Below are 11,400 nucleotides of genomic sequence, written 5' to 3'. Positions count from 1 at the left end.
CTTTTAATCTATCTATTGTGAGGAAACCCTATTTTCCAAAATTCCAATCCCATCAATTTGTATTTTTACTACATCCCCTTCTTTTAGGAACACTTGAGGTTCTCTAGAAACTCCAACCCCACCCGGAGTACCTGTTAGCACAATATCCCCAGGTTCCAAAGTCATTAATCCAGATAAGAAGGCCACTAATTTTGGTATTGTGAAAACAAGATTTTTGGTGTTTGATCGTTGACGTTCTTCTCCATTTACTGAAAGTGAAATGCCAAGACTCGATGGATCCTTTAATTCATCCGGTGTTACCAACCATGGTCCCATTGGCGCAGTGCCATCAACAGACTTTCCCTGTAACCATTGCAATGTCCTTTTCTGGATATCTCTATAGGTAATATCATTTGCAATCATATAACCAGCCACATAATTAAGAGCATCTTCTTCAGGTACATTCTTTGCCTCTTTCCCTATAACGAACGCCAATTCGGCTTCATAGTCTAATTGTTCTGAAAAAGAATAATGCGGTATAGCTTCTTCTGGCCCTATGATTGTATTGGAAAATTTAGCAAATACCACTGGGTGTGAAGGAAGTTCACGTCCCATTTCCTCGATATGTTCTCGATAATTATGGCCAACACACATTATTTTACCCGGTTTAGACAAAGGTGCTTCTATTTTCACTTTATCTCGGGTATACACCATTTTCCGATTGAAAGCGGATGGCTTTTCAATTGCATATTTCAAGGCTACCTTTGCCATTTCAATACTTTCCATTCCGCCTTGTAAAAATGGTTCCATTTTGGGTGGAATAAATGCTTCTGCGATTTCTTTATAGCGGTACTTTCCTTCACTTTGCAAAAGAGCCTGATACGCGTAATTTAAATCGACAACTTGATTACCTTCTACCATTGCTCCAATTCTAGTATAACCATTTACTGTATAAGTAACTAATTTCATAATATTCTCCTTTATTTTATCAATCCTTTATAGTGTTATAGGTTCATATGACCCATCATTTAAACACACTCATAAATTTTCATTAGCGGCTAAAGCGATGTTTGTATTGACAACCCTAGCTTTTCTTCTTAACATCATAACACCTAAAAGAATAGCGATAGCCTGGATAGCTAATACACCAAGGAACACAGCATAATAGGAACCAGTTATATCATACACAAATCCAAAAATTGTTGTTCCAACAGCAATGGCTAATGTAGAGGCTGCCATGATAATGGAATAGATAAAAGCATAATCTCTGTCTCCAAAAACGGATTTGATCATGAATGGCGGTAAAAGGGTACTAGTGGAATAACCAATACCAAAAGTAAGTCCTCCAATATATAGAGAAATACCACCTAAACTCCCACTAAATAAAATAAGCATGATTCCTGTCATACCAGAACCGATTCCAACGAAATTCGTAATCTTTATACCTGATTTATCTTTTAACCATCCTAATAGGAACTTTCCGGATGTTTGTCCAATCATGACAAACGTAACGACCGTTGCAGCTAATGTAGTGGATAATCCTTCGGACATGAGGTGATTAGGAATATGAAAACTTACGGTTACCACTAGACCTAATAGACCTGTAAAAATAAATAGACCGTAAAAGGAAACTGATTTAATTGCCTGATTGAATGGAATTCCTATCTCTTCAACAACCTTTTTGTTGGGTGTAACTTCATTAAGTTCCGATCCATATGCAGTCATATTCTTTTCTTTTGGATTTTTTCGGATTATAAAAATCGTAAAAGGAAGGGTGATGACAGCAACTAGCAACCCAAGTACCATATATGAGCTTCTCCATCCAATTGTTTCAATTAGATACCCGGCAATAGGAGCAAAGATAGCTCCTCCTATACCCATAAATGTCATGGAAAGCCCAAGAACAGTTCCCATTTTGACTTTAAACCAGTTGTTAATAATCAATGGTACTGCCGCATAAATTAGGAAGGAGTTGCTTATACCAAGAAATACACCAGAAACGTAAAATTGGTAAACAGATGTAAAGGTCCCCATTAACCCAAATGCAAGGGCATCCGTTAGTGCAGCTACTGATAATATCAGGCGTATATCAAACTTGGAAAAAATTTTTCCTGCAAAAGGAAGAGTGATGGTTATCACTAAATACATAAGTGTTGTATAAAAAACAATATCAGCTGTACCAACGCCCAATTCAGTACTCACAGATTTATAAAACAATCCAGCACAACTAACAATAATTCCGACGCTGCCTGCATAAATAGCACAGCAGGCAACTGCTATCCACCATGCATAGTGAAATTTCTCACCTTTTTTGGACACTATAATCCCAACTCCTTCTATAAATCTTTATTTAGCGGGTAATCAGTAGATGGTAAGCGGACTCGATACCTTTCCATTGTTTTTTGCATGTATCCTGCTTTAATTATTGAATGGTGAACCCGCCATCAATTGGTACAGCGGCACCACTCATGAATTTCGCTTCATCCGATGCTAAAAATACGGCTAAATCAGCCACTTGTTCCACTTGTCCGAATGTACGGGTTGGTACTAAATCCTTGGGAATTCCAGTTAATATATCTTTAACCAAAGGTGTTTCGATTGTCCCTGGGCAAATGGCATTAATTTTAATGCCATACCGTGCATATACAGAAGATAGATGCTTGGTATATCCAATTACTCCATGTTTAGTAGCGGTATAAGCTGCTCCTCCTTTACCTGCAACTAAACCTGCAACAGAAGCAATATTTACGATGGAACCAGTACCACGCTCAATCATGCTAGGTAAAACAGCATTCGAGAATTCGAATACACTTGTTAAGTTAATATTTAAGAAGAGGTTCCATTGATCTAATGTCGTATCTAATGATTTAGCATATTTATCAAATACACCTGCATTATTTACTAAGACATCAACTGGACCGAAAGTGTCTTCTGTTACTTTGACACAATTTTGGATATCCTCGGTTTTCATAACGTTCACAGATACAGCGATAGCTTCTCCGCCAAACGCTTTAATTTCTTCAGCAACAGCTTTTGCCCCTTCTAAATTCAAGTCAGCTACAACTACTTTTGCGCCTTCTTTTGCAAAACGGATAGCTTCTCCTTGCCCCATACCGGATGCTGCTCCTGTAATGATCGCTACTTTGTCTTTTAATCTCATAATGGAATCCTCCAGATTTAGAAGTACTTGAATTATTTATTAGTACTTGACGAAGGTATAGCAACAATATTAAATTCTCTTATTTCTCAGAAGCCTTTATTTACAGGTTCATATGCTTGGCTATAATCTCTTTTTGAATTTCATCTGTACCTCCACCTATTCTCATGAGTCGTGAATCACGCCATTCCCGAGAAATCGGATATTCATCCATGTATCCATAACCACCATGAATCTGCAGTGCTTGATCAGCCGTACGAAAATAAACTTGGGATGCAAACAGTTTGGTCATGGATATTTCTTTAGGTAATACTATCCCTTTATCATAGGAAGCTGCTGTTTGGTAAAGAAGAGCACGCGCTGCCCCCACTTCGGTTTGCATATCTGCTAAATAATGACGTATAACCTGTTTCTTTGATATAGGCTTACCAAACTGTTCACGCTCTTGTACATATTGAGTTGCCAAATCCAAACAACGTTGAGCACCAGCTACACAAGCAGTTGCCTGAATCAATCTTTCCCCGTCTAGTTGCCACATTAGTTGTTTAAAACCATTCCCTTCGAACCCAAGCAAAGCGTTATCCGAAACAAAGACGTTTTCAAAGAAGATTTCAGTTGTATCTGAGGCACGCATCCCCACTTTCTTTAACTTTTGACCAACTGTATACCCGTCAAGATCACTATCAACCAAGAAAATACTAAACCCATTCATACCAGCATCAGGGTCAGTTTTTGCTATAAGGATTAAGAAATCTGCCCGTTGTCCATTCGTAATAAATACCTTTGAACCATTGATAAGCCAGCCACCATCAACCTTATTGGCTATGGTTTTTAGTCCAGCTACATCAGATCCAGCCGATGGCTCCGTTATGCCCAACCCAGCAATTTTTTCTCCTTTAATGGCCGGGATTAAATAGTTTTCCAAATGATAATCAGTTCCATATTTTAAGATTGGATTTGTTGCCATAAGGGATTGTACATTAAAAGCCATACCAAGCCCCCCTGAACCAGAAGCAACTATTTCTTCTGTTACAGCCATAGCAGCAAAATAATCCATATTGCTACCACCATATTCCTCAGGGTAACAAACACCGAACAAGCCCATTTCCCCCATTTTCTTAAAAATCTCATCTGGAAATCCACTTTCTTCCCATTCTTCTACATAAGGAACAATCTCATTTTGTACAAAACGTCGCACTGTTTTTCTCAAATCACTATGCTTTTCCATTACTAAATTTGTCATTTTCCTCAACACCCCTTGATCCAAATTTTTTACGGCTTCTTTTTTCACTAGGAGAGGCTTTGTATCAACGCCCCGTCCAAACAGGATCTCTTTTTTCTTTAAATGCCGACATTCCTTCCTGATAATCTTCCGTTCTGCTTAATAAGACAACTTGATCCCGCAAATATGTCAATGAGTTTTCATAATTCATATCTTGAATCATATACATTGATTCTCTTCCATTACTTAGAGCTATTGGATTTTTAGTTGCCAATTTTTCTGCCATGCCGTATACTTTTTCTTCAAATTCTTCCTCGGAAAATATATCATTAATTAGTCCAATTTCCTTTGCCTTTTCTGGCTTTATACGTTCTCCGGTATACATCAGTTCTAAAGTATTTTTGTAACCGATGTTTTGCACCAAAGGAGCACTGATCATCATTCCCCATAAACCTACGTTTATTTCTGGTACTCCAAATTGAGCAGATTCCTTAGCATAAGCAAGATCACATGAAACGGCCAATCCCAGTCCTCCAGCCAACGCGTATCCATTGACGGCAGCAATTACAGGTTTTTTCAAATTCCGTAGGGCAAGTAAACAATCCCTATATTTAGTAACATGCTGCTTAAATTCAATGACGCTATCTTTACTATTATTATCCATACCTCCAAGATCTGCACCGGAACAAAAAGACTTTTCACCTGCCCCTGTTAAAACTACCACTCTTATTTGGGGATCATTTGATAGCTCCTCACAAACGTTTACGAATTCCAGCATCATTTCCCCGGAAAGCGCATTATGTACCTGGGGTCGATTCAATATTACAGTAGCGACTCCGTTAGAAATTTTCAAAATGATGTTGTCATTTCCAGCCATAAAACCATACCTCCATTAACCCAATTTGAGTAGATTGGTATTCTTGGAAACATCTCCTATTCCCAAGAAACATGTTATTTCTTCTATTTATGAGTTAAATTTCTCTCAATGAAATTTGTTGTTGTATTTCCCAATTTAAATTCAGGATGAGTTATAATCTTTTGCAGCAGAGGAATATTCGTTTTAATCCCTTCTACTTTATAGTCATCTAACGCATTAACTAAAGCCACAACCGCTTCTGCCCTATCTTTTCCTGTAACGATTAATTTTGCAATCATCGGATCATAAAATGGTGTGACCATAGCCCCTTTTTCTACTGATAATTCATGACGAATATTTTCGCCGTTTGGGATAATAAATTCAGTGATTTTTCCTGGAGATGGGAAGGACGTTTTAGGATCCTCAGCATAAATTCTCACTTCAATGGCATGACCGCTTAACTGAATGTCCGCTTGACTGAAAGCAAGTGATTCTCCATATGCAATTTTGATTTGTTGCTCTACTAAATCAAGGCCAGTAATTTCTTCAGTAATGGGATGTTCAACTTGTAATCTAGTATTCATTTCCAAAAAATAATAGTCTTTTTCTTCATTCATTATGAATTCAACAGTTCCGGCATTACTATAACCAATGGATTTGGCTGCTTTAACAGCTGTTTCACCCATTCTTTTTCTGGTTGAATCATCAATAAATGTGGAGGGTGCCTCCTCTACTACTTTTTGATGACGTCTTTGAATTGAACATTCTCTTTCTCCGAGAAAAATGGTATTCCCTTCATTATCAGCCAGAATTTGAATTTCAATATGCCGAGGATTTTTCACCAGTTTCTCAAGAAACATAGCACCGTCGCCAAAGAAATCCGTTGCTCTTTTTTTATTCCCACTGAATGCCTTCCGTAGCTCTTCCTCATTATGGATTACTTGCATTCCAATTCCACCGCCCCCGGCAGAAGCTTTAAGCATCAATGGGTAACCAATTTGATTGGCTGTGGTCGCTGCCTCTTCTAAATCCAATAACGGTGTGCTATTACCAGGAACAATCGGCACTCCTGCCGCTTCCATTGATTTTCTTGCTTCTATTTTACTTCCCATTTTTGAAATCACTTCTGGAGAGGGACCGATAAAAACAATCCCATTTTCCTGACACACTTTAGAAAAGTTTGAATTTTCTGATAGCAAACCATATCCCGGATGAATCGCTTCAACCTGTGCCTCTTTCGCTACTTCAATTATTTTATTAACATTTAGGTAGCTTTCATTAACACGTGACCCACCTACCAAATAGCTCTCATCAGCTAGTTTGACATGTAGGGATTCTGCGTCAGCTTCTGAGTAAATGGCTACAGTTGCTATTCCCATGGATTTACAGGTTCTTATAATACGGGCGGATATTTCACCACGGTTAGCTATTAAGATTTTCTTGAACAAATTTTCACCTTCTTTATTGAATTTGTGTATATACAATTATTTTAATTTAATAATGAGATCTCCATCATTGACGAAGTCACCCTCATTGATAACAATTTCTTCAACCACTCCAGCGCTTTCAACTGTAATGGGGATTTCCATTTTCATCGATTCTAAAATAACAACCTCTTGACCCTCGCTGACCTTATCTCCAACCCCTACAACAACTTTCCATACGTTTCCTGCCATATTTGTCAAAACTTCCATTTATAACACCTCATTTAATTTTTTTAAATTGCTAGCGGATTTTTCTTGTTCAGTACTATACCATTCTTTTAACTTAAGCTTTTGTACCTTCCCAGTGGATGTCAACGGGAGTTCATCATGACGAATAATTTTGATATACTTCGGGACCTTGAATCTAGCAAGGCGATTGAAAACGTATTCAAAAATTTCTTCTTCATTTAATGAAACATCAGGCTCAGGCACGATCCAGGCCTGCCCCACTTCACCCATTATTGGGTCTGGCACACCAATAACATAAGCTTGATTAACCTTTATATGACCCGTAAGTACATCCTCTATCTCTTTAGGTGCCACATTTTCTGCGCCTATTCGATAGATTTCTTTAATCCGTCCCGTTAAAGAGACATACCCGTCTTTATTCATTACAGCTAAATCCCCTGTACTAAACCAACCATCACTATCTATTGAATCTTCTGTTTCCTTACTATTTTTATAATACCCTCCCGTAACCAGCGGGCCTTTACAAACCAATTCCCCCTCATTTTCGTAAGGCAAAAACTCACTTGAACTTATATCTCTAATCCTAAATTGAATATTATTCCCATCCAGGCTACTAAGGCCGATATGACCGCCAGGAATTGTCCGTCCAACATACTTAGGAAGGTATGAAAGATCATCATTTGGATCAGTCTGTAACACTCCAGCCGCACACTCTGTCATACCATAGCCTGTGATTAATTCTTCAAGGCCTAACACTGTTTTTAAGTCTTTCCACATTTTTTGCGATACCTCAGCACCGGCACAATACATTGCTTCTAAGCTTGTTAGGTTGCGTGCTTTTTTCCGTTGTGCTTCAAGCAACTTCAAACCAATCGTTGGTACACATATGATATCGTCTGCTTTATATTCCTCCATTAAATCCAAGGCTTGATTTTCATCAAAATTGACTTGGATAATCACCGCTCCTCCTACCATACTTGCTGAAATAATACCCTCAATATAACCAAAGCAATGATAGAAAGGAATCGGCACGAAAATCTTCCGTCCTTCTTGAAAACCTCTATTAATACAACTGCCAAAAGCACTTCGCCAAATCATATCATGTGTAGTAAGTGACCCTTTTGGTAAGGATGTCGTTCCGGATGTATATAAAATATCTGTCATGACACTTATAGTGTCCTTCGGTAGATTGCTAACTACCTTTTCTGCCTGATCTTCTTCTGTCGAATATAGTAATTCATAGAAATCCGTAGTTCCTGGATACTTTTTTCCACGAGGTGAAAAAACGATTATGTTTCTCAGATTTGGAAAAGTCCTTGATTTCTTCCCCTCAAACACTTCTGGACATAATTCCTCTAGGATTGAAACAAAGTTTACATCATTCCACTCATCTAAAGTTATAATAAAAGATGAATCCGACTGGCTTATTAAATATTTAAGTTCTTCATTTTTCAAACGATAATTTAATGGAACTGCAACACCATTGGCAGCCAAAACTCCAAATTTTGAAATTACAAATTCCGGATAGTTTGGGAATATCAAAGCGACATGTTCACGTTGCTTTAATCCAAGGTTAATTAGCCCAGATGCAAATTGTTTGCTACTATCTTTCACATTCGAATATGTCCATGTTTTTTGCTGACTAATTATAAATTCGTTATCTTTATACTTCTCAGCCATTCGAAAAAAGAAGTCATGTATAGGTTCTGGAACCCATTTTTTACTTTTTTCCTCAAATTCTTGTCTTCTATCTTCAAGGGATATCAATTTTCATCTAAACCTCCTTTGATCTTGTTTAATACTTTTCCTAGCCTCTTCTCACGACTGTTTTCCTTTCAGCGATTCCCTCTAAGGTATCTCTATTCTCAGAATAAAGTTCAAAGCGCTGTATTAGATCATTCCTCAATCGATCACCTGGTACTACATCGTCAATAAATAACTCGGAGGCTGGACTCCATACATTGATATCGTTGTTATATTTCTCCCGTTGCTCTATTATGAATCTTTGACGCTCTTCAGGATCTTCAATTGATTGAATTTTATTAAAGTACATGGCATTAACAGCTGCCTCTGGCCCCATTACCGCAGGTTGCGCTTGCGGAAGTGCTATACACGCATCAGGTTGCATCGACGCACCCGACATTACTACATACCCAGCACCATATGCCTTTCTAATAATTACCGATATCCGAGGCACAGTCGCATTCGCAACCGTCGATAACATTCTTGCACCTCTGCGAATGATTGCTTGTTTCTCCACTTTACTGCCAACCATGAATCCAGGTAAATCGACCAAAAATAGTAAGGGAATATTATAAGCGTCACATAAGGACACAAAGTGAGCAGCTTTTTCTGCTGATTCAGGGAAAATGACCCCGCCTTTTACTTTGGACTGATTGGCTACAATTCCGACCGCCCTTCCCCCTATCCTACAAAATCCGGTAATCAACTCTTTCGCAAAAAGTTTTTTAAACTCAAAGAAGGAGTCAGCATCTACGATTCGTTCAATTACCGCATACATATCCATTGGAATACGTTGATTTGCTGGTACAAGTTCTTCAATCTCTTTTCCCGGAACCGGCTCAACGGATTCCTTTAGAGGAACTTTCTCCGTCCAATTTTGAGGCATGAAATTTAAATAATTACTTGCCGCATCTAAGGCATCCTGCTCATTGTCAACAAGCATATCCCCCAATCCGCTTATCTGGTTATGCATTCGGGCTCCGCCCATTTCCTCCATTGTCACTTTTTCTCCGGTGGCCATTTCCGCCATCCGTGGAGAACCTAGATAAACGCTTGCGTTTTTATCCACCATGACAACAAAGTCACATAAAGCAGGAAGATAGGCACTACCTGCAGGCGAAGAACCAAATACAAGCGCAACTTGTGGAACTACACCTGATATTCTTGCCGTATTATAAAAGATTTTACCGGCATGTCGGCGATCTATAAATGTATCAAATTGTTCATTCAATCTAGCACCAGCTGAATCTATCATGTAGATTAAAGGGATTTTTCTCTTTTCCGCTAATTCCTGCATGCGCATGATTTTTTCAATTGTCTTAACTCCCCATGTACCAGCCTTTACCGTTAAATCATTAGCGATAATGGCAACGGACCGACCATTTATTTTAGCAACAAGTGTAACTACTGCATCTCCAGGTAAAAACTGTTCATCATTATCACGTGCAAATATTCCATTTTCAATGTCGATACTGTCCTCATCGACTAAGTATCGGATTCTATCACGGACAAACATCTTTCCCTGCTCTTTTAACTTGCTATAGTAGGGACGATTGGCTGATGTTTTTATATTTTCTAATTTTTCATATACTAAACTATCTATTTTACCCATATTATGATTACTCCTTTTTGTCACTTTTTTAATAAAATAGTTGAACTGCCAATAGACTTGGTGCTTACAAAATGAATTGTTGATTGAATAAATCATTTTAGTAAGCGGTTACAATGTGTTCTTGCAAAATCGTATAAAGTTGCCGAAACCAGGTGATGATATCTTTACTATTTATTACTGACTTAAAAGTTAACTATGAGAAGGCTGACGGTAGGCAGCTAAACTTCCTCCTTGAGCTACTTTACTAGGAAGTTGGCGACCTAAAATCCGCTCTGCCTCACGCGTCACTTCCAAAAGTTTCTCCAAATCGACCCCAGTTTCAATACCTAGTTCATGACACATGTGAACTAAATCCTCGGTAGCGATGTTACCTGCTGCTCCACTAAACCCACCAAATGGGCATCCTCCCAATCCTCCTACTGAAGCATCAAAGTTTCTGACACCCATCTTTAACGCCACATATGCGTTCGTCAATCCCATCCCCCGTGTATCATGTAGATGTAGAATGATGTCTTTTTGTGGCCATCTATCTTGGACCTGACCCACAAGATACTCGGTAGAAACGGGATTTGCCCATCCCACTGTATCACCCAGAAGGATGCGATCAGGGTTAATCCCCTGAGCGTTTGCCTTTTCTATGGTTCGCGTAATCAAATCAAGTACATGTTGCGAGTCTACATCTCCCTCATAGTTACAACCAAAGGCAGTCATGACAGCGATTGTGCTTACTGGAATATTAAACTCGCGTAAGGTGGAAATCCGATTGTCCATTTCAACAAAGGTCTCTTCGATTGATCGATTTGTGTTCTTTCTGGAAAATGTCTCACTCGCAATTACACTAATGACGCCTTCCAAGTCAAATTTCCCTGTAGCCTGAGCTCTCTCAATACCCTTTGAGTTCAGGTATACACACTGGTACTCTGTACCTGGATGCCTTTTAAAGCCCGATGCGATCAATTCAGCGTCTGCCATTTCAGGAACCCACTTCGGACTCACAAATGAAGTGACTTCAATCACAGGAAAGTGACACTCAGAGAGCATATCAACCAGCCGAATCTTATCCTCAGTTGCTACTGGTGTTTTTTCAACTTGCATTCCTTCCCGAGGTCCTACTTCGCGTATCATTACTTTTTTAGGAAATGCCATTCTTACCCCTCC

10 protein-coding genes are annotated in these 11,400 nt (G+C 38.8%); all 10 read right to left on the bottom strand.

The window, feature by feature from the left end; translation table 11 throughout:
- Positions 1–12: 12 nt before the first annotated feature.
- Positions 13–948, bottom strand: a complete 936-nt coding sequence (locus tag ACQKL6_RS17015) for a fumarylacetoacetate hydrolase family protein (RefSeq protein WP_402872365.1) — start codon at positions 946–948, stop codon at positions 13–15.
- A gap of 69 nt (positions 949–1,017) precedes the next feature.
- On the bottom strand, positions 1,018–2,298 hold the full coding sequence (locus tag ACQKL6_RS17010; protein ID WP_402872362.1) for an MFS transporter: 1,281 nt from the start codon (positions 2,296–2,298) through the stop codon (positions 1,018–1,020).
- 103 nt (positions 2,299–2,401) lie between these two features.
- Positions 2,402–3,139 carry an SDR family NAD(P)-dependent oxidoreductase gene (locus ACQKL6_RS17005; protein ID WP_427651553.1) on the bottom strand — a complete coding sequence of 246 codons (738 nt, stop codon included), beginning with the start codon at positions 3,137–3,139 and terminating at the stop codon, positions 2,402–2,404.
- Between the two features lie 100 nt (positions 3,140–3,239).
- The gene (locus ACQKL6_RS17000; protein ID WP_427651552.1) at positions 3,240–4,427 is read right to left on the bottom strand and encodes an acyl-CoA dehydrogenase family protein; all 1,188 of its coding nucleotides are present in this window, start codon (positions 4,425–4,427) and stop codon (positions 3,240–3,242) included.
- Between the two features lie 16 nt (positions 4,428–4,443).
- Positions 4,444–5,235: an enoyl-CoA hydratase/isomerase family protein gene (locus tag ACQKL6_RS16995; RefSeq protein ID WP_427651551.1), complete on the bottom strand. Its 792-nt coding sequence runs from the start codon at positions 5,233–5,235 to the stop codon at positions 4,444–4,446.
- A gap of 83 nt (positions 5,236–5,318) precedes the next feature.
- Positions 5,319–6,662 (bottom strand): acetyl-CoA carboxylase biotin carboxylase subunit, encoded by a 1,344-nt coding sequence (locus ACQKL6_RS16990; protein WP_427651550.1) that lies wholly within the window; start codon positions 6,660–6,662, stop codon positions 5,319–5,321.
- Positions 6,663–6,698: 36 nt separating this feature from the next.
- Positions 6,699–6,908, bottom strand: a complete 210-nt coding sequence (locus ACQKL6_RS16985) for an acetyl-CoA carboxylase biotin carboxyl carrier protein subunit (RefSeq protein WP_402872350.1) — start codon at positions 6,906–6,908, stop codon at positions 6,699–6,701.
- Complete coding sequence (locus ACQKL6_RS16980; protein ID WP_427651549.1) at positions 6,909–8,654, bottom strand: class I adenylate-forming enzyme family protein; 1,746 nt, start codon at positions 8,652–8,654, stop codon at positions 6,909–6,911.
- A gap of 40 nt (positions 8,655–8,694) precedes the next feature.
- On the bottom strand, positions 8,695–10,338 hold the full coding sequence (locus ACQKL6_RS16975; RefSeq protein ID WP_427651547.1) for an acyl-CoA carboxylase subunit beta: 1,644 nt from the start codon (positions 10,336–10,338) through the stop codon (positions 8,695–8,697).
- A gap of 93 nt (positions 10,339–10,431) precedes the next feature.
- The gene (locus tag ACQKL6_RS16970) at positions 10,432–11,388 is read right to left on the bottom strand and encodes a hydroxymethylglutaryl-CoA lyase (RefSeq protein ID WP_402872343.1); all 957 of its coding nucleotides are present in this window, start codon (positions 11,386–11,388) and stop codon (positions 10,432–10,434) included.
- Positions 11,389–11,400: the final 12 nt, after the last annotated feature.

It is taken from the genome of Peribacillus sp. NPDC097197 (assembly GCF_050278025.1).
In the GTDB taxonomy this organism is placed as follows: Bacteria; Bacillota; Bacilli; order Bacillales; family DSM-1321; genus Peribacillus.
The sequence above is the reverse complement of the archived record's forward strand: the minus strand, read 5'-3'. Positions and strand labels throughout refer to the sequence as shown.

Bases quoted from the DNA above. Each gene is read 5' to 3' on its own strand.
- ACQKL6_RS16970 (WP_402872343.1), bottom strand. From the start codon at position 11,388: ATGGCATTTCCTAAAAAAGTAATGATACGCGAAGTAGGACCTCGGGAA.
- ACQKL6_RS16985 (WP_402872350.1), bottom strand. From the start codon at position 6,908: ATGGAAGTTTTGACAAATATGGCAGGAAACGTATGGAAAGTTGTTGTA.
- ACQKL6_RS17015 (WP_402872365.1), bottom strand. From the start codon at position 948: ATGAAATTAGTTACTTATACAGTAAATGGTTATACTAGAATTGGAGCA.
- ACQKL6_RS16995 (WP_427651551.1), bottom strand. From the start codon at position 5,235: ATGGCTGGAAATGACAACATCATTTTGAAAATTTCTAACGGAGTCGCT.
- ACQKL6_RS17005 (WP_427651553.1), bottom strand. From the start codon at position 3,139: ATGAGATTAAAAGACAAAGTAGCGATCATTACAGGAGCAGCATCCGGT.
- ACQKL6_RS16975 (WP_427651547.1), bottom strand. From the start codon at position 10,338: ATGATTTATTCAATCAACAATTCATTTTGTAAGCACCAAGTCTATTGG.